Raw genomic sequence first — 18,518 nt, forward strand, 5'->3', positions numbered from 1 at the left:
CCGGCCGAAGTTTCTCGGAATCCGAGGGTCTCCGCTCTACCAGGCGCTCTGCGCGGAGAGCGCGGCCCCGATCTGAGGAGTCTCCTGGTTCGAGTTGCTCGACGAGGAGGAGGAAGGCGCCCGCGAGGAGCTGAGGAAGCCGGTGCGGCGGTTCACCACGTCGTGCACGGCCATGGGCTCGCGGAGGCTGGGCAGCGTGCGCTCGCCGGCGGGGCGGCACTCGAAGTCCAGCCGCACGCGCTGGCACATGCGCTCGCTGATCAGCACCTCGCCGCTGACGGCCATGGCGGACAAGCGCACGGCGTTGTCCACGGGCAGGCCCACCATGGCGTAGTCCAGGCGTCCCAGCTCCGGCCCACCAATGCCGCCCACCACCACTTCACCCGAGTCCACGCCGATGCAGATGCCCTGAGCATACGGAGACTGCTCACCGGCCTTGTCGACCAGCGACTTGAGCTGCTGCCGGACGCCCATGCACGCATCCAGCGCCTGGCGCAGGTGCTCCTCGCCACGGAACACCACCAGCGCCGAGTCCCCCATCAGCCGGTCCACCACCCCACCCCGCGAGGTGAGCTCCGGGATGACGGCCTGGAAGTGCTCGTTGAGCCGCTGGATGACGGCGTCCGGCGGCAGCTGGCGCACCAGGGCGGTGAAGTCCGGGATGCGCAGGTAGACGACGGTGGCGTCGGCCCGCTCGCCCACGAGCGCGCCCGGACCCTGCGTCAGCGGGCGCAGGCGCTCCAACACGGTGCTCTGGACGAACATGCGCAGCAGGGCGTTCTCCTCGATGGAGCGCATCATCTGCCGGGACTCGGCCACGTGCTTGAGCGTCTTGCTCAGCGTGGCCTCCAGATCCTGGAAGTCCAGCGGCTTGGTGAGGAAGTCGTGCGCGCCGCGGTTCATGGCGATGCGGATGTTGGCCATGTCGCTGTAGGCCGAGACGATGATGACCTTGACCAGCGGGTTCACCTCGCCCACGCGGCTCAGGAAGGTGAGCCCGTCCATGCGCGGCATGTTGATGTCGGTGAGGACGACGTCGATATCCGGGTGCTGGCGCAGCTTCTCCAGGGCGTCCTCGCCGTCCGAGGCGAAGACGAACTGGTAGACGTTGTCGCGGATCTGCCGGCGGAACGCCTGGCGCATCATCAGCTCCACGTCCGGCTCATCATCCGCCACGAGGATCTTCGCGGCTTGGGGCCGGGCGGCCTGGACGATGGAGGCAAACGTGGTGGCCAGTTCCTGGGCGGACTGGAAGCGCTTCTCGGGATCCGCGTTCAGGGCGCGGGTGAAGAAGCGGTCCAGTTCGGGGCCCAGCTCGGGCACGTAGGTGGAGGGCGCGATGTCCGGCGGGTGGAAGCTGCCGTTGAGCAGCCCGCCCACGGACTCCAGCGGGAACGGGTACTTGCCGGTGAGCGCCCGGTAGGTCACCACGGAGATGGACCAGAGATCGCTGCGGTGATCGAGCGACAAGTCCCCGCGGATCTGCTCGGGGCTCATGTAGCGCAGCGTGCCCACCATGCCGTCCATGGAGTCCGGCGTCACCTCAGGGGTGGGCGACTTGCGGCGCACCAGACCGAAGTCGAGGATCTTCACCACCTCCTGGGCGTCGATGCGGGTCAGGAAGAGGTTGGCCGGCTTCAGATCGCGGTGGATGATCCCTGCGGTGTGCGCGGCCGTCAGCGCGCGGGACACCTGGGTGAGGATCGAGGCCACCTGCGCGGGGGGCAGCTTCTCGCGGCGCTTGAGGCGCGTCTCCAGGTCCTCGCCCTCGAGCAACTCCATGACGATGAACGGCTCGTCCTTGTCGAAGCCGAAGTCATGGATCTGCACCACGTTGGGGTGGCGGAACTGGGCGATGGCCTTCGCCTCTTTCTCGAACTGGAGCTTGGCGCCCTCGGTCGAGAGTCGCTGCGACGTGGTGAGCTTGATCGCCACGTGCCGCTGAAGCTGTGGATCGAGCGCCGCCCAGATGGCACCCATGCCACCCCCGGCGATCTTCCGCTCAAGGAGGTACCTACCCCCGACCTGGCGTCCGGACATGGACCACTCACCCGTGCGAGAGCCGGGGAAGTTCCCCGGCGGTGTGATGGAACGGCTGCACGCTCCCCTGTGGAGCAAGTTCATATCACCAGCGGCTCGCTCCGTCGCTCTGGGTCCCCTTCACCCCTTGGGGTGAGGTTCGCCCCGGCCGCATCTTTTCATGACGCAGCGCATCCGGCCACCGCCCGGGGTAGAAAAGGCCTCTACTGCTGGAGGCCTTGAGATCATGCCGATGTCCCGCCTGCGCCGCACCCTGCTCACCGTGATGGGGACACTCTTGATGCTGGGAGTGACGGGAGGCGTCGTGGGCTGCCACGCCTTCTCCGCGCCCGTGTACCGAGGACCCAAGTCCGACCACTTCAACGGCGAGCAGTTCGTGAACCAAGAGTCGAGGGAGCGGCGGATGACGTTCCTGGAGTGGCAGCGCACCCGGACCCCGGGGACGTGGGCGGAGTGGACGGATGCGGCTCCGGGCACGCCTCCTCCTCGCCGCGTGGCACGGGGCGCACTGCGTGTCACCTTCGTGAACCACGCCACCACGCTGCTGCAGTTGGACGGGGTGAACGTGCTGACGGACCCCATCTGGTCGGAGCGCTGCAGCCCGGTATCCTTCGTAGGGCCCAAGCGCGTGCGTCCGCCGGGCCTGCGCTTCGAGGACCTGCCGCCCATCGACGCGGTGATCCTCAGCCACAACCACTATGACCACATGGACGTGCCGACGCTGAAGCGGCTCGCGGAGCGATACCCGAACGTGCGCTTCTTCGCGGGGCTGGGGAACAAGGCGTTCCTGGACTCGAAGGGACTGCCGAACGTGACGGAGCTGGACTGGTGGCAGGAGGTGACACTGGCGCCGGAGGTGAAGCTGGTGAGCACGCCCGCGCACCACTTCTCCAACCGGGGGCTGAGCGATCGGGACGGCACGCTGTGGACGAGCTACGTGCTGCAGGGTCCCTCGGGGGTGACGTACTTCGCGGGGGACACCGGCTACGGCAAGCACTTCAAGCAGGTGCGCGAGAAGTTCGGCCCGGTGAAGCTGGCGGTGCTGCCCATCGGCGCCTACAAGCCCGAGGCCTTCATGGAGGTGGTCCACGTCTCGCCCACCGAGACGGTGCAGGCCAGCGTGGACCTGGAGGCGAAGGTGAACGTGCCCATGCACTTCGGCACCTTCAGGCTCGCGGATGACGGGCAGGAGGAGCCCGTCACCGAGCTGCGCCGGGTACTCGACGCCCGGCCCGAGCCCAAGCCGGACTTCTGGGTGCTCGGCTTCGGCGAGGGCCGGGACGTGCCCTGAGCGGGCTCACGCCTTGACGTCGAGGCGCTGCGGCGGCTCTCCGCCCGAGGACTGAGCGGAGTGCCCAGGGCCGTTGCCACCGGCGGGCTTGTCCTCCTGCGCGGGCTTCTCGGCGGACTGCTTCTCCAGCATGGACTTGGAGAGGGCGTGCTCGTCAGCGGCGCGGCGGGCCTCGCGCTCCTTATAGCGGCGGATGGCGGGGGCCATGATCTCGCCAATGAGCGTGCGGTAGTCCATCCCGGCGCCCTGGGCGATGAGCACCAGATCGCTCCAGCCCGGGGTGAGGCCCGGTAGCGGGTTGCACTCGATGAAGAAGATGCGCCCCTTGTCATCCATGCGGAAGTCGATGCGCGCCACGTCGCGGCACCCCAGCGCCATGAACGAGCCACGGGCCGCCGCGCGCAGCTTCTCCAGCAGCGCCGGCTCGATCTTCGCGGGCGCGTCGTAGCGGATGCGATCGGTCCAGTCGAGCTTGTGCTGGAAGCTGTAGACGGGGTTCTTCTCCTCCTTGTCGAGGAAGACGATCTCCATGGGCGGCAGCACGCGCGGGCGGCGCTCGCCGAGCAGGCCCACGGTGAACTCGCGCCCGCCGATGTACTCCTCGATGAGGGCCGGCTGCTGGTACTTGCCGACGATCTCCTTCACCACGTCGCGCAGCTCCGCCTCGCTGTGGCAGACACTCTTGCTCACCACGCCCTTGGAGGAGCCCTCGGCCACGGGCTTCACCATGAGCGGGAAGCCGGTGAAGTCCTTGTTGAGGCGCTCCTTGCCGGTGTGCATCAGCTGGAAGGTGGGCGTGTGGATGCCGGCCTGGCGGACGATCTTCTTGGCCAGGGCCTTGTCCAGCGCGAGCGAGAGCGTGGCCGGATCGCTGCCCGTGTACGGGATGTCGAGCAGCTCCAGCATGGCCGGCACTTGGCTCTCGCGGTTGCGGCCCTTGAAGCCCTCGGCGATGTTGAAGACGATGTCCACCGGCGTGCTGGCCAGCACGTTGGGCAGCTCCTGGTTGGCCTCGAGATCAATCACCTCGTGGCCCCAAGAGGCGATGGCCTCGCGGATGGCCTGGAGCGTGGCGGGCGAGTCATACTCGGCCTCGCTGTCCTCGGAGGCATCCACGGTGGGCTTCACGCGCTTGACGTTGTAGGTGAAGCCCACGCGCAGCGGGCCGCTCTTGCGCGCCGGCTTGCCCTGGCGCCGCGCCGAGTCCTTGATCTTGTACCGCTTGGCGGCGCTCTGGATGATGCTGCCGATGACGCCATCCATGTGCAGGCCCTCGAGCTCCGCGGAGGCGTAGATGCCGGCTCCGGGCTCCAGGCTGGGCAGCGCGTTGATCTCCAGGAAGTACGGCACGCCCGCGTCGCTGAGGCGGAAGTCGATCCGGCCCAGGTCGCGGCAGTCGAGCACCTTGAAGATGGTCTGCGCCATCTTGCGCACGTCCTCGGCCGTCTTCGCGGGGATCTGGGCCGGCGCGCGCACGCTGACGGACTTGAAGTTCTTCACCTTCAGGTCGTAGTCGTAGATGGAGTACTTGCGGCTCGAGGTGGCCGCCGGATCGATGATGTACTCCACGGGGGTGAGCACGCCGTCGAAGTCATTGTCCACGGCGGCCAGGAAGGGCACCGTCAAGTCACGCCCACCGATGTACTCCTCCACGAGGACGCCGGCCGGGTACTTGGCCAGGGCCTGGGCCACCTTGGTGCGCACCTCGTCCAGCGTCTCCGCGATGGAGTCCTGGGTGATGCCCTTGGAGGAGCCCTCGAAGTTCGGCTTGACGATGACGGGGAAGCGCAGGTTCTCCGCGGTGAGCTCGCTGAGCTTCTCCACGTACTGCCAGCCCGGGGTACGGATGCCGTGCTTGGCGAGGATCAGCTTGGTGAGCTGCTTGTCCAGGGTGACGGCCAGGGCATACGCGTCGCTGGCGGTGTAGTGGAAGCCGAGCTCCTCGAAGAGGGCCGGATAGAAGGCCTCGCGGAAGCGGCCGCGGCGGCCCTCGGCGGTGTTGAAGATGAGATCGGGGCTGTAGGCCTCGAGCCGGGCGACGGTGCGCGAGGCGGGGCCGCTGACCTCGAAGCGCTCCAGCCGGTGGCCGAGCCGCTCGATGGCGCCCGCCAGGGCGTTCACCGTCTCCTGGGTGTCGAACTCCGCTTCCTCTTCCGAGTCCGAGAGCCTGAGGTTGTACGTCAGCGCGATGCGCACGGCTTCCCCCTTCTTGCCCGCCTGAGCGAGCGGCCGCGGCGAATCTTCGCCGCGGACAAGAGTCGTCCCGGGGCGCGCTGATGCGCCACGGGGGTGCGGGCGGCAACGGATGCGCCCGCGACAACCTTCCCATCCACCACCTGCGTCTGGGCCCACATGTCCCCCAGCCGCCAGCCAAGCGGATCCTTGAGGACGCGCCATCCCTCCAGCCCCCCGATGACGAGGAGCCCCCCGGCGCCCGCCACCAGGCCCAGGCCCTCGGGCATCATCCCCAGGAGGATGATCAGCGCGAGCGGGGCATTGCGGAGAGCGCTGTCGCGGTGGCGCGCGGCCGTGTGCGTAGGCAGGTAGATGACCTTGACGCCGAAGATGCGCTTGCCGGGGCTCTGGCCATGGAGCATGCCGTCGGCCAGGAGCACGAAGAGCAGCGCCACCACGGAGCCGGCGGCGCCGCAGACGACCCACAGGCCCCAGGCCACGGCGATGTCCACCAGCCGTGCGCCCAGGCGCAGCAGGAGCGCGGCCTTGGGATACGGCGAGCCGGACAGAATCTCTCCCTCGTGGACGAGGCGCAGCGCGCGAGGACCGGAGTTCACTCCTCGGGCTCCAGCGTGAGGCCCTTCTCGAGGGGCTCGGGCTCATCCAGGCCGGCCAGCTGGGCCAGCCGCTCGTAGGCGCTGATGGGCATGCGCTGGGCCTGGGTGCGCTTGGCGTGGGCGCGCGCGTTTTCGGCGGCCAGCTCGGCGGTGGGCGAGCCCGTCTCGGACAGACGCATCAGCCGCTCGCGGGCCTCCTCGGTGTCATGCGCCGGGGCCTCGCTTTCCCGGGTGAAGAAGACGAAGGCCATGGCCGGGCGCTTGGAGGCCTCGCGCATGGCGAACTGCACGCCATCCAGGTTCCAGCCCTTGGGGACCCACTCGTTGAGGGTGCGCTCCAGCGAGCCCTCATCCACGGTGGACAGCTCGACAACCTTGTACTGGAGGGGGCCGGGCGCGCGGATGACAGGCGTATGGCCTGCTCCAGGGCGCTTCCCGGCTCGACGCTGACGTTCGGGCGGAGGTTTCGCCGCCTTGCGCTTGGGGCGCTTCTTCTTCGTGGGCATTGCCGTGGCCAATCACTTTGCGCGTCCGCGCGCCCAGGATCAAGCGGCGCGCGGAACTTGTGGGCGCCGCCTGTTGCCTACAAGAGCTTCGAGGCTTCCAGGGCGTGGTAGGTGATGATGAGGTCCGCCCCAGCGCGCTTGATGGAAGTGAGGATCTCCATCATCACGCGATCTCCATCCACCCAGTTGTTTTGAGCCGCAGCTTTCACCATCGAATACTCGCCGGAGACGTTGTAGGCGACGACGGGCAGGTCCACGCGCTCCTTCACCCGGTGGATGATGTCCAGGTAGGAGAGCGCGGGCTTGACCATGATCATGTCGGCGCCCTCCTCCACATCCAGGCCGACTTCCTTGAGGGCCTCGCGGGCATTGCCGGGGTCCATCTGGTAGCCGCGGCGGTCGCCGAACTGGGGCGCGCTCTGGGCGGCCTCACGGAACGGGCCGTAGAAGCCGGAGGCGTACTTGGCGGCGTAGGAGAGGATGGGCGTGTCCACCAGGCTGCACTCGTCCAGGGCCTTGCGGATGGAGTGGATGCGGCCGTCCATCATGTCCGAGGGAGCGATGATGTCGGCACCAGCCTGGGCGCAGGTGACGGCCATCTGCGCCAGCAGCGGCAGGGTGGCGTCATTGGCCACATGGCCGCCCTCGAGCACGCCGCAGTGGCCATGGTCCGTGTACTCGCAGAGGCACACGTCGGCGACGATCTGGAGCTCGGGGACGGCGTCCTTGATGGCGCGGATGGCGCGCTGGACGATGCCCTCACGGGCATAGCCCTGGGTGCCTCGGGCGTCCTTATGGTCCGGGATGCCGAAGAGAATGACGGAGGGCACCCCGAGCGCCTTCGCCTGCTTGGCCTCGGCGACGGCGTGCTCGATGGAGAGGTTGAAGACGCCGGGCATGGAGGTGATGGGACGGCGCACGTCCCGGCCTTCCACGACGAAGAGCGGATAGATGAAGTCTGCGGGCTCCAGCGTCGTCTCGCGCACCATGTCCCGGAGGACGGGGGAGCGACGCAAGCGGCGGGGACGGTGGGTGGGGAAGGCCATGGTGATGACGGTATAAACCGTCTGGAGCCTCCCCATCAGCCCTCAAGTGAACGGCAGGCCTCCCCGCTGGGCAGGCAGCGAGGCGTCCGGCACTACACCGGCTGGGGAGTCAGGTCCTGCCGCCACCAGCGCCGAGAGGCCTGCTCCGCGCGGTGCTCGGCCAGCTCCGCCTCGTGGAGCGCCCGGAGATAGCGGCTGTGGGCCGCCGGCGTGCCGGACTTGAGACCTTCCTCCGCAGCCGCCAGTTCCTGCCGCGCCTGAACCAATTCCTTCTGCACCACATCCTGCCAACTCATGTGCCTTCCTCCTGTCCTCTGGAGCTATGCATGGTCCAGACCAGCGGCAGGCGTGGGAGAAGTGCGCGAAAAGTGAGGCCCTCTGCGGTGCGTCATGCGGGCGCCTGCGCACACCGTTTCACAGGGGGCGTAAAGCGCTTCACGCGAGCAGGCGGACCGCCCGCCTGGCTATTCGACCGTTCACCCAGGAAGGCAATCGGCGCCAGGGGGCATCGTCTAGAGTGGCACTGTGTCCGCTATCGAAGTCACTGGGCTCCGGAAGACGTACCGGCGCGCTTTCTCGCGCACGGGAAATGACGCGTTGCGAGGCGTGGATCTCACCGTACCCGAAGGGAGCGCCTTCGGGCTGATCGGCCCCAACGGAGCGGGAAAGACGACGTTCATCAAGGCCATCCTCGGCATCGTCCAGCCTACGGGCGGGACGGTGAAGGTGCTGGGAGGCTCGCCGGAGGACCCGCGCATCCGTGAGAAGATCGGCTACCTGCCCGAGCGCCTGCACCTGCCCAACGCGTGGACGGCCGTCGCGTTCCTGCACACTGTGGCCAGACTGAAGCGGTTGAAGCCGGACCGAGCCGCGGAGCTGCGGCTGCTGGAACGCGTGGGGCTGGCGCACGCGGCGGGCCAGCGGATTGGTGGGTACTCCAAAGGCATGCGGCAGCGGTTGGGGCTGGCGGCGGCGCTGATCGGCTCCCCTTCCCTGCTGGTGCTGGACGAGCCCACGGACGGCATCGATCCCATGGGCCGGGTGGAGGTGCGCGCGATCCTCCAGGAGGAGGTGCGGCGCGGCACCACGCTGTTCCTGAACTCGCACCTGCTGGCGGAGACGGAGCGCGTGTGTGATCGGGTGGCGATCCTCGCGAACGGGCGGGTGCTGCGAGAGGGTCGGCTGGAGGAACTGGCACGCGGCGGGGCGCGATGGGCGGTGCGCTTCGCGCCGGGGGCGGACGCGGGGACACTGGCCTCAGTGGGCTTCCAGTCAGCAGGCTCGGAGGGGCTGTTCCACATCGAGGCGGCGGACCCGGCGGCCTTGAACACGGCGCTGGACAAGGCGCGGGCGGCGGGTGCGCTGCTGGTGGAGCTGAGGCGGGACGGACAGGATCTCGAGGCCGTGCTGACGGCCACGATGGGAGCGGCGGCATGAACCCCGTTCTGGGAATTGCTGGCTACGTTTTGCGCGAGGCGGCGTCGCGGAAGTTCATCCTGGCCTTCCTGGTGGGCATCACGCTGGTGCTGCTGGTGCTGTCGCTGAGCCTGAAGCTGGAGGTGCTGGACGGGGCGCTGGCGGCCACGCGGCTGTTCGGCAAGGAGTTGGAGACGAGCATCCGCTCGGTGGACGTGGCGCTGCGGCCGTTGTTCCAGGCGTGCGCGTACGTGGTGTTCTACGGAGGCATCCTGTTTGGGATCGTGGCGTGCTCGGACTTCGCGCCGAGTTTGCTGTCGCCGGGGCGCATCGAGCACCTGCTCGCCCTGCCCTTGCAGCGCTGGCACATCCTGGCGGGAACGTTCCTGGGAGTGATGACGCTGGCGCTGTGCGGGGCGCTGTATGGCTCGCTGGGGCTGCTGATCATCTTCGGAGTGAAGACGGGGTTCTGGACGCTGGGGCCGCTGATCGCGGCGATGCTGGCAATCGGGAGCTTCGCAGCGGTGTACGCGGTGATGTTGACCACGGCGACGCTGGTGCGGAGCGCGGCACTGTGCGCGGCTTCGGGCTTTCTGATCTTCGTGGGAGGCATCGTCGCTGGCTACCGCGTGCCCATCGCGCGGGTGTTCGAGGAAGGACTGAGCCGCAAGCTCTTCCAGGCGGTGACGGCGGTACTGCCGCGGCTGTCGGCACTGGCGGATGCGTCGGCGGATCTGGCGGCATCGAAGCCGCTGGAGGTGAAGTCGCTGGAAGCGCTGGTGGCGGGAGTGGTGGTGTTCGGCCTGGGGGTGCTGGCGGTGGGGCTGTGGCGTTTCGAGGGAAAGGACTACTGATGAACCGGCGTCGAGGCATCTGGTTGGGGTTGGCGGCGGTCCTGCTGGCACTGGGGGCGTGGCTGATGCTGAGTGGCCAGGGCGATGAGCCGGCTCCCGAGCCGCTCAAGGTGGAGTTCCCGCGCAGGATGCGGCGGGAGGACTGGAAGCGGGCCGAGCAGCGCCGGACGCAGGTGGTGCCCGCGGTGGTCCCGGCGCAGGGGAAGCCGGAGGCCGAGCCGCCGCGCCCGAGGGATCCGGTGCTGGCAGCGCTGCCGCGAGGCAAAGGGCGCTCGGCGGTGGTCATCGAGGCGAACGCACTGCGCTACTCGCCGATTGGGGAGCTGCTGGTGGACTGCCTGATGCGGGATGGAGGGAAGAACCTGGAGGAGTTCCGCAAGCAGAGCGGTGTGGATCCGCTGCAGGACCTGGACCGGATGGTGATCACGGACAAGGGCATCGTGCTCTCAGGGAACTTCGGCAACGCGCGCTTCAAGGAGCTGTTCCAGGAGCGGGTGTCCTCGGACTACGGCCCGGGGTCGCGGGTGTACGAGCCGGGCAGCGTGGTCGTCACGCAGGCGGACGGGGGCGTCCGGAAGGGCCGGAACAACGGGACGGTGGGAACCTGGAACGATCAGCTGCTGGTGGTGGGCGACGATCCGACGGCGGTGAAGGAGGTGCTGGATCAGGTGAACGGAGGAGGCTCGAACGAGCCGCCGGTCATCAACGAGGGGAGCACGTACGGGGAGATGTACGGGGTGCTGTCGGTGGAGCAGCTGGCGCGGATGATTCCCAAGGAGCAGGCCGAGCTGGCGCAGAAGCTGCGGGACGTGGCGGACACGGTGGAGCTGCACATGGATGCGCGCTCGGACGTGGCGATGGTGGCGCAGATCCGGGGCTCGGATGCATCGAAGGTGACGGACCTGGGTAAGTCGCTGGGCGGGGCGCTATCGCTGGCTCGGCTGAAGGCGCAGGCGGACGGGGACAAGGATCTGGCGCAGTTCCTGGACTTCGCGAAGGTCGAGCCGGATGGGTCGGAGTTCAAGCTGGAGCTGGCGGTGCCGCTCGAGGTCATCAAGGAGCGCCTCGCGTTCTGCCGCGATGATCAGAAGACGGCGGCGGAAAGGGGAGCGGAGGTACGGCCATGAAGCGCTCGGAGTTGGTGGCGCTCGTCGACATGGACGGGACGCTGTGCGACTACGAGGGGGCGATGGCGCGGGATCTGGAGAAAATCCGGAACCCACAGGAGCCGCCGCTGAAGATGCGAGAGCACCACTCGGTTCCGTGGTTAAGGGAGCGGGTAGAGCTGATCCGGCGGCAGCCGGGCTGGTGGGCGGGGTTGGAGCGGCTGAAGCTGGGCTTCGACGTGCTGGAGGAGCTTCGGGCACTGGAATTCGAACTCCACATCCTGACGAAGGGGCCGGCGCAGGCGACGAGCGCCTGGACGGAGAAGCTGCAGTGGTGCCAGCGGCACGTACCGGACGCACGCGTGACGGTGACGATGGACAAGGGCTTGGTGTACGGGAAAGTGCTGGTGGATGACTGGCCCGAGTACATCGAGCGCTGGCTCACCTGGCGGCCGCGGGGCCTGGTGATCATGCCCGCGCAGCCCTGGAACGAGGACTTCCAGCATCCGAACGTGCTGCGCTACGACGGGAGGAACCTGGACGTGGTGAAGACGAGCCTGCGGGCCGTAAAGGAGCGGGCGCTGGCGCTGCCGCCCGACGATGTCCCGCCGCTCCCCGAGAGTTGAGCACGGCATGTCCCTCTCCACCTTGTGCCAGCGCTGTGGGCTCTGCTGCGACGGGAACCTGTTCTCGTCGCTGCCGTTGCGCCGCTCTGAGGTGGAGCCAATGCGGCGGCTCTCACTACCCGTGGTGGAGCGGACAGATGGAACGCCGGGGATCGAGCAACGCTGTGCGGCGTTGGATGGGCGGTGCTGCACGGTGTACGCGGAGCGTCCCGAGGCCTGCCGCCGCTACCGCTGCCACCTGCTGACGGCGGCGGCCGAAGGCGAGGTCTCAGTGGAGGAGGCACTGGGAGTGGTGGATGAGGCTCACGCGCGCATCCGAGCCGTCGAAGCCGCCCTACCCCTGGAGCGCCTGGGTTCTCCCCAAGCGGTGCTACAGCGTGCGAGACACGAAGACCAACCGGAAAACGGCGGTCCCCTGCCCCGCGAGACGCAGGAACTCTGGAATCAGGCGGAGAGCCATCTCGACCGCCACTTCCGAGGCCGACACCGCCGGATGTGAACATGTCATTGCAGGTGCATCGCCTGCGTCACAACTCAGCAACATGCGCTGCGGATAATTTCTCCCCAGGCTAGTTGGTCACGATGTCGCATTCATCACTGCGGCGAATGGCATTCGCGCAGAGTAACGATAAGCCAAGTTGAGGTGGACATCATCTCCACAACTCTTCCGGAATCCATGAGCGCCCCCAGTCCTTCAACTCTTTGGCGCCTCTTGGCCCTAGCACACGATCCGGGAAAGGCGTGGGGTCGTCCGGCGAATTTCCCCAGAAATAGTAAGGGACCACATCAAGTAGTAAATGCAGAGCAGACCCTTGATCGGATCCAAAATTATATGTCCCTATATTAGCCGGATCCGTTACAAGCTGCCCATCCCTGAAGACAACCTCGCAGTGTCCATTGGGAGAGATAAATTTCTTGTTTCTCTCGTTCCCCAGCCCGTGCTGATGATAGACCGCTTTATCGGCAGGCACTGGAATCCAGCTTTTCGAGGCGAACTCATAAGACACGACACGATTATACTGATTCCTATTATAATGTAGATCCTTCGCGATGACTATCCCCACAGCAGCCACGATAGCCCCAATCGGGACGGCAAAAAGACCAGACGGATCTACGTGCATGTGCGGCTGATTTGCCACGTATACATAAAAATTGGTGTCACCACCTGCAAAGCGAATAGGATCCTTGGTGGTCCACCTGCCTGTCTCGGCATCGTAGTCTCTAGCCCCAAAGCGGGTGAGTTTCGTGTCCCTGTCGTAAAGCCCCCCTGCAAAACCAAAGGGTTGGAAGCCTGGGTTGGAGTCAGCAAGCACGTTGCCCCAAACGTCGTAGTCCAGTCGCTGAGCCACATTTCCATTGGCGATATCCACCACGAGGCGGGGGCTGCCTAGGTGATCCGATATGATACGGTAAGTGGTTCCCCCCTTGACCATATAATCGGGTGAGTGGCCTTGAGTGGCATACACGAAACGGGACACCACTTGATTGCTGCTATTCAACTCAGCAATCACTCGCAACTGCCCATCATAGAGAAAACCTTGAGTGAGAGCGCCATTCACCATCTTGCCCACTCTTCGGCTCTGCGCATCCACTACGTACGCAATCCGTGTTCCGTTAGGAAGCGTGGCTGAGTGGAGGTTGCCCAAGGAGTCATACACATAAGTGGTGGATTGGGTCCCCACCTGCTTGCTCTGCAAATCTCCGCTGGGCCCATAGGTGTAGGTCGCATTACCAAACGTTAGCAACCGGTCCTGAGCATCGTAGGAGGCGGTTCGAGTTACACCCCCTACGACAAGTGCGGTGCGGTTGCCATTACCCGCCCCCCCGTTGTCGTAAGTGGCGTGGGAAATAACGGTACCGTCCTCTTGCAAATCCTCCAGTCTTCCTGCTGCGTCATACGTATAGACGTAGGTATGAGTCGTGCCCTGCACCGTCTCGAACTTACGATCAATGCGCCCCACGGCATCCCTGCGTAGTTGCACTGAGTAGAGGGATACGCTACCCCACGAGGTAGAAAGGCTTTCAATCTCCCCATAGGCATTGGGAACAATCGTAGTGGACACTTGCCCCAGAGTGGTGTCGGTAAGCACGCCATTCGTAGGACTGCGCACAAGCACCATGCTGCCAGCCTGTTTCATCAGCCCATCCTCGTCGTAGGCGTACACCACCGGGTTGGCGCCATTTATCGAAAGAGAGAAGGGGCGGAAGAACGCGTCATAGTTATAGGAGACACTCCCGCTCACCCCTGTACTCCACGTCACCTGCTTAAGCAGTGCCCCGTCATACACATAGTTGAGGCTGGCCCCTTGCGAGTCTGTCAGCGATTGAAGGTACCCACTCACGGGGTAGTAGACGGCCTGCAGTGTGCGAGCACTGTATCGACTGCTGCTCGGAGGAGTAGCCGTGAGGATCTGCAAGCGCCCTTTCTTGGACGTAGCATTATCCTCGTAGAAGGCCTGCACATCCGCCCCATCCGGATACGTAGACTGCTTCCACTGCCTGTCCACATTGTACTCCGAGTGGGTGTGTACGCGGGGCACGCCCGTGAGGCTGGGAGGGGTGTAATCCTCCTCCGCATCCGTCGGCGTGTAGGTAAACGAGTGTGCGGGTTGTCCTGAGGGCACTAGGGTCTTCAAATTACCGTTGGCGTCGTAGTCGAAGTTCACCTGCCGGTTGCCCGGCAGCGCCTGCCCTCGCACCCGGCCTGCCAAATCATAGGAGAAGCTTGCAGTGCGGCCGAGTGCATCGGTCACCGTGTTCAAATATCCCTCGGGCTTATAGGTAAATGTGGAACTGCGGGTCCCCTGGGCGAGCAGCCTCAACTGCCCTTCCGTGTCATAGTCATACGTCACCGGCAATATCCCTGGGACCTCCACCTTCACCACCTTGCCCTTGTCGTCATAGGTGGTCGTGACCTGTTTCCTCATAGGGCTCTGCTGAGTGAGTTTGCGCGTCGAGGCCTCGTACGTGAGGGTGGTGGTGAGCCCATTCACCGTCAGCACGTCCGTAAGCGTGGACAGGCTCAGCACGTCTTGTGGGTTGGTGAGTGTCACCGTGCGGCTGTGGCTGAAGTTTTGGGTCAGCCCACTGGGCAACTTCACCGTCTGGGAGCTCACCAGCGGAACCTGCATCCCAAAGCGCGCATCCGGCCCCTCCACTGTGGTCACCAGTGTCCCATCCGCCGCAGTGACGGCAGTGGTGCCATTGGAGTTTCGCAGCGTCGTGGACACCTGGCCCGCTGCCCCCGTGAGGGTGCGCTGCTGCTCACCGGAGGAAAGGTTCTGCACCGCATACGTCGTGGTGCGGCCCATGGCAGTGCTTACTGCCACGTTGTATCCGTTGGCGGTCTCGGTCCGAGCCAGAGCCTTGAATCCGCCCCCGGGCTGGTTGTCCTTCTTCAGCCTCCCATCCGGCTCATACTCGAACGTGTGCAAGCCTCCTCGAGGATCCTTGAGCGACGTCAAGAGACCACCCGCAGTATGAGCCAGTTCGATTGTCTCCGAGGCGGGATTCGTGACGGAAGACAGATAGCCATTGCCATCCAGCCCCAACGTGGTGCGCTGGCCATGAGGCGCCACAATGGTCAGGGGCTTTCCCGAAGCATCCCGCTCCACCCGAGAGATCAACCCATCCTCGTCCTTCACGGTCATCAACCGCCCAGCTTCGTCGTAGCCGAACTCGAAGCGCACCGACTTCGTCAGCGCGTCCAACGTCCGCAAGTGACGCCCGCTGGAGTTGAAGACATAGACCTCTCCTCCATCCTCAGAGGGAATGATCAGGTCCTCGGAGCCAAACCCAGGCAGCGAAGAACTCACCTTGCGGATGCGCTGACCCGACCATTCCGAGATGAACAGGCTCCCCTCTGGGCTGAGAGCCAAGCCACGAGGCGTATGGACCTGGGCCTGAGCCACAGGCCCCCCACTTCCACCCGAAGCGGGAAACCCCGTCCCCGTCACCGTGGTGATGATGCCATCGGGGCTCACTTTGCGGATGCGATGGTTCCCTGCATCAGCGATGAACAGAGTGCCACTCAGGTCAACCGCAATCCCTCGGGGCTCAAGCAACCGAGCCTGCGTGGCCGGCCCGCCATCTCCGCTGTAGCCAGGACTCGACGTCCCCGCCACGGTGGTGATGATGCCGTGAGGGCTCACCTTACGAACACGGTGATTTCCTGTATCGGCAATCCAGAGATTTCCCGCTGAATCCAGCGCGATCTTCTGCGGGAGGTTCAGCCGCGCCTGGGTGGCCGACCCACCATCGCCACTGAATCCAGAAGCGCACTTCCCGACAGCCGTTGTGATCACCCCATCCGGACCTACCTTCCGGATGCGGTGATCATCCGCAATGAAGAGGCTTCCATCGCTTCCCAGCGCGATTCCCTGGGGGCCATACAGTCGTGCTTGCGTGGCGGGCCCACCATTTCCGCTGTACCCCCGGTTCCCAGTGCCCACCACGGTGGTGATGATCCCCTGAGAGTTGACCTTCCGGATGCTGAAGTTCCCCGTATCGACAATGAACAGGTTGTTCTCCGCATCCACCGCGATGTCTTGCGGAGACCGGAACTGGGCCTGAGTCGCGCTCCCACCATCTCCGCTGTAGCCCGGCACTCCGGTTCCAGCGACGGTCGTGATCGTCCCAGCCGGGCTCACCTTGCGGATACGATGATTCGCACTGTCCACAATGAAGAGGCTGCCATCCCGGCCGACCGCGATCCCTTCAGGCGACAAGAGCTGGGACTGCGTCGCGGGCCCTCCATCCCCTCCAGAGCCCGGCACGCCTGTTCCAGCGACGGTCGTGATGACGCGCTGATTGAGGTCCAATGAGCTGCGGCGCTGCCCATACCCCAGATAGAGGACCTTCCCCATGGCGTCATAGGCGTGCTGGACATCGAGGGTCCATCCTCCCAGCCCCTGCGACGAAGACTTGAACGTCCCCAGACTGCTCTCCCAATCCTGCCACAGCGTCATCTCACGCGTGTCTTGAGCAGCCGTGAAGGGGATACCCGAAATCCGTCCGAAGGCCTGCCCAAACTCCGCAGGCTGTTGGTAGATGAGCGAGTAGACATAGCCAACGCGAACCTTCGCGGGCCACTCCCCTTGCAAGACGCGCCCATACGCGTCCTTCCCATCCCACTCGAAGGTGTATTGCTGATTCACGGCGGCGGGGAACGTGTGCGTAAACCGCTGCCCAGCAATCTCCACCTCCAGCACCATCCGCCTGAGACTGGCGGGCAGAGAGGCGCCGCTCAGGGGAACCTTCAGCCGGTAGTTCGTCTTCCGCCCCGGCACCCGGTCGCTCCTGTAATGCAAGCCGAACGGAGCACCCACGAGCTCAATGGCTTCCCCCAAGGTCTGGGTCTGGCACTCGATGATCGACCCGCAGACGGCATCGGGCTTCTCCTCGGGCTTCTCCGCCTGAGGAGGTGACTGAATGGGCGCCTCTGCATCCAGGGGCGGACCGTAAGGCCAGTTACAATCCCACGGCGTGAAGTGGACGATGGGGGTGCGCCAAAGCGTCTTCCCCGCCGGGTACAGCCGCCCCAACTGCTGCAGTTCATCATCCAGGATGCCCAGGGGCACCAGCACATCAGGCCCGTCCGCGATCCCATCCCCATTCACATCCAACACGGCCACGTTCGCATTGATGCCGAGGATCTTCACCACACGGCCGTTGTCCGAGGGCTTCCACACCCCAGACCTCCTGTCGTAGTAGCCCGCCGGCACCACGCTCCCCACCGGGAAGTTCAGGAAGTTGTCCACGTACAGCGGCACCGGCTGCGTGAAGCGGACCTCCACGGCCCCGGCGGCCTGGGCCTCGTCCACGCTCAGCTCCACCGCATAGGTGTAGCCGCTGGTGGGCGGCAGATCTCCCGGCATCGCGTCCGGCCCTCGCTCTCCCACGGTGTACTCAGTGGCGCGCACGTGCCCCGTGGAGAGCGTCTGCGTGCTCCCATCGGGCAGCTCCATGCTCACCTGGGTGTTGGGAGGAAAGAGCAGGGTCGCCCGCCGTGTCCCGTCCGCGTCCGTAACGGGAGCGCCTTGCGCCACCTGCATCCCCGTGCTGCCCCCACCAAACTGCACTGGGGTCACCTGGGCATCGGCGCCCACCAGCACCACATCCTCGAGCCAGGCGTAGTTCTGCCAGGCCGGTTGCTCCTGGCGCTGAGAGGGCATGTACCCCGCCAGTTCGTACTGCAAGGTGAGCGGCACGCCTCCATTCACGGCCATGTCGAACATGCCGTTGGCTCGCGTCAGCGTGGCCCCAAACTCCGGATGGCCCAGCACGGACACCTTCACCCCTACCAGGGGGTTGCCCTCTCTCCCCTTCACGTGTCCGCGAAGCACCGCCACCCGCTTCGGGTCAATCGTCCCCTCGGCAACCCCTGTCTGGATCGCATGGGGGCCCGTGTAGAGAAACGCGGTGGCTTCGATGAACGGCGTTACCGCCGTCTCACTCACGGGCGTTACCACCTCTTCCAGTTCTGGACGCACCGTTACATGGAGCGTGGCTTCCGCCGGATTGCCAGCGGTGTCCTCCACCCGGGCCACCAGCGTGAGTGCCCCGGCGGCCAGCGTCACGGTCCCCTGCGCCCCCCTCTCCCCAGCGGAGAGCTGAGAGGAGAGGTCCTGCCCATTCACCAGCAGCCGGAAAGAGCCAGGCGCCACCCCCGAGGGATCGTCATAGGTCAGTGCGATGGTCTGGACGGTGCCATGGAGCGTGCTTCCCTCCTCGGGGCTCGTGAAGACCAAGGACGGTGGCGTCTCGTCCTTCGGGCCGGAGAGGGGCGGGTCATCCGCACAGCCTCCCAGCCATAGCGTCCCCGCGACCATCCACCACCCGA

13 protein-coding genes are annotated in these 18,518 nt (G+C 65.7%); 6 read left to right on the forward strand and 7 right to left on the reverse strand.

The genetic code is table 11. From position 1 onward, the window contains the following. Window positions 1-36: 36 nt before the first annotated feature. Window positions 37-2,040 (reverse strand): protein kinase domain-containing protein, encoded by a 2,004-nt coding sequence (locus tag DB31_RS24825; protein WP_044191911.1) that lies wholly within the window; start codon window positions 2,038-2,040, stop codon window positions 37-39. A gap of 226 nt (window positions 2,041-2,266) precedes the next feature. Between DB31_RS24825 and DB31_RS24830 the strand changes: the two genes are divergently transcribed. Beyond that, window positions 2,267-3,331, forward strand: a complete 1,065-nt coding sequence (locus tag DB31_RS24830) for an MBL fold metallo-hydrolase (protein ID WP_044191913.1) — start codon at window positions 2,267-2,269, stop codon at window positions 3,329-3,331. A gap of 6 nt (window positions 3,332-3,337) precedes the next feature. Here DB31_RS24830 and DB31_RS24835 read toward each other — a convergent pair whose 3' ends face one another. The 5 genes from DB31_RS24835 to DB31_RS24855 all read right to left on the reverse strand — a co-directional run bounded on the left by DB31_RS24835 (window position 3,338) and on the right by DB31_RS24855 (window position 7,971). Further along, window positions 3,338-5,527, reverse strand: a complete 2,190-nt coding sequence (locus tag DB31_RS24835) for a D-alanine--D-alanine ligase family protein (protein WP_044191916.1) — start codon at window positions 5,525-5,527, stop codon at window positions 3,338-3,340. Next, entirely contained in the window at window positions 5,512-6,123 is a 612-nt protein-coding gene (locus DB31_RS24840; protein WP_044191920.1) for an RDD family protein, read from the reverse strand. Before DB31_RS24840 ends, DB31_RS24835 begins: the two co-directional genes overlap by 16 nt. Beyond that, window positions 6,120-6,629 (reverse strand): hypothetical protein, encoded by a 510-nt coding sequence (locus DB31_RS24845; RefSeq protein ID WP_044191922.1) that lies wholly within the window; start codon window positions 6,627-6,629, stop codon window positions 6,120-6,122. Before DB31_RS24845 ends, DB31_RS24840 begins: the two co-directional genes overlap by 4 nt. 77 nt (window positions 6,630-6,706) lie before the next feature. Beyond that, window positions 6,707-7,675 carry a porphobilinogen synthase gene (gene hemB, locus DB31_RS24850; RefSeq protein WP_044192071.1) on the reverse strand — a complete coding sequence of 323 codons (969 nt, stop codon included), beginning with the start codon at window positions 7,673-7,675 and terminating at the stop codon, window positions 6,707-6,709. Between the two features lie 92 nt (window positions 7,676-7,767). Continuing rightward, entirely contained in the window at window positions 7,768-7,971 is a 204-nt protein-coding gene (locus DB31_RS24855) for a hypothetical protein (protein WP_044191925.1), read from the reverse strand. Between the two features lie 229 nt (window positions 7,972-8,200). Here DB31_RS24855 and DB31_RS24860 point away from each other — a divergent pair, with 229 nt between their 5' ends. From DB31_RS24860 to DB31_RS24880, 5 genes are read left to right on the forward strand one after another with little or no spacing between them, the layout of a single operon-like run. Then, on the forward strand, window positions 8,201-9,112 hold the full coding sequence (locus tag DB31_RS24860; RefSeq protein WP_044191928.1) for an ABC transporter ATP-binding protein: 912 nt from the start codon (window positions 8,201-8,203) through the stop codon (window positions 9,110-9,112). Continuing rightward, on the forward strand, window positions 9,109-9,945 hold the full coding sequence (locus DB31_RS24865; protein WP_044191929.1) for a hypothetical protein: 837 nt from the start codon (window positions 9,109-9,111) through the stop codon (window positions 9,943-9,945). Before DB31_RS24860 ends, DB31_RS24865 begins: the two co-directional genes overlap by 4 nt. Beyond that, window positions 9,945-11,072 carry a hypothetical protein gene (locus tag DB31_RS24870; protein WP_205628558.1) on the forward strand — a complete coding sequence of 376 codons (1,128 nt, stop codon included), beginning with the start codon at window positions 9,945-9,947 and terminating at the stop codon, window positions 11,070-11,072. Before DB31_RS24865 ends, DB31_RS24870 begins: the two co-directional genes overlap by 1 nt. Beyond that, window positions 11,069-11,677 carry a 5' nucleotidase, NT5C type gene (locus DB31_RS24875; protein ID WP_044191931.1) on the forward strand — a complete coding sequence of 203 codons (609 nt, stop codon included), beginning with the start codon at window positions 11,069-11,071 and terminating at the stop codon, window positions 11,675-11,677. Before DB31_RS24870 ends, DB31_RS24875 begins: the two co-directional genes overlap by 4 nt. Window positions 11,678-11,684: 7 nt before the next feature. Then, window positions 11,685-12,176, forward strand: coding sequence for a YkgJ family cysteine cluster protein (locus DB31_RS24880; RefSeq protein WP_044191933.1), 492 nt, complete (start codon window positions 11,685-11,687; stop codon window positions 12,174-12,176). 151 nt (window positions 12,177-12,327) lie between these two features. Here the strand turns inward: DB31_RS24880 and DB31_RS45165 are convergent, their stop codons facing one another. Continuing rightward, the gene (locus DB31_RS45165) at window positions 12,328-18,426 is read right to left on the reverse strand and encodes an NHL domain-containing protein (protein ID WP_169787093.1); all 6,099 of its coding nucleotides are present in this window, start codon (window positions 18,424-18,426) and stop codon (window positions 12,328-12,330) included. Window positions 18,427-18,518 lie beyond the last annotated feature (92 nt).

The sequence above is a fragment of the Hyalangium minutum genome (genome assembly GCF_000737315.1).
GTDB lineage: Bacteria > Myxococcota > Myxococcia > Myxococcales > Myxococcaceae > Hyalangium > Hyalangium minutum.

Coding starts and splice junctions, on each gene's coding strand:
- DB31_RS24845 (WP_044191922.1), bottom strand. CDS start 6,629: ATGCCCACGAAGAAGAAGCGCCCCAAGCGCAAGGCGGCGAAACCTCCG.
- DB31_RS24865 (WP_044191929.1), top strand. CDS start 9,109: ATGAACCCCGTTCTGGGAATTGCTGGCTACGTTTTGCGCGAGGCGGCG.
- DB31_RS24870 (WP_205628558.1), top strand. CDS start 9,945: ATGAACCGGCGTCGAGGCATCTGGTTGGGGTTGGCGGCGGTCCTGCTG.
- DB31_RS24875 (WP_044191931.1), top strand. CDS start 11,069: ATGAAGCGCTCGGAGTTGGTGGCGCTCGTCGACATGGACGGGACGCTG.
- DB31_RS24825 (WP_044191911.1), bottom strand. CDS start 2,040: ATGTCCGGACGCCAGGTCGGGGGTAGGTACCTCCTTGAGCGGAAGATC.
- DB31_RS24830 (WP_044191913.1), top strand. CDS start 2,267: ATGCCGATGTCCCGCCTGCGCCGCACCCTGCTCACCGTGATGGGGACA.
- DB31_RS24855 (WP_044191925.1), bottom strand. CDS start 7,971: ATGAGTTGGCAGGATGTGGTGCAGAAGGAATTGGTTCAGGCGCGGCAG.
- DB31_RS24880 (WP_044191933.1), top strand. CDS start 11,685: ATGTCCCTCTCCACCTTGTGCCAGCGCTGTGGGCTCTGCTGCGACGGG.
- hemB (WP_044192071.1), bottom strand. CDS start 7,675: ATGGCCTTCCCCACCCACCGTCCCCGCCGCTTGCGTCGCTCCCCCGTC.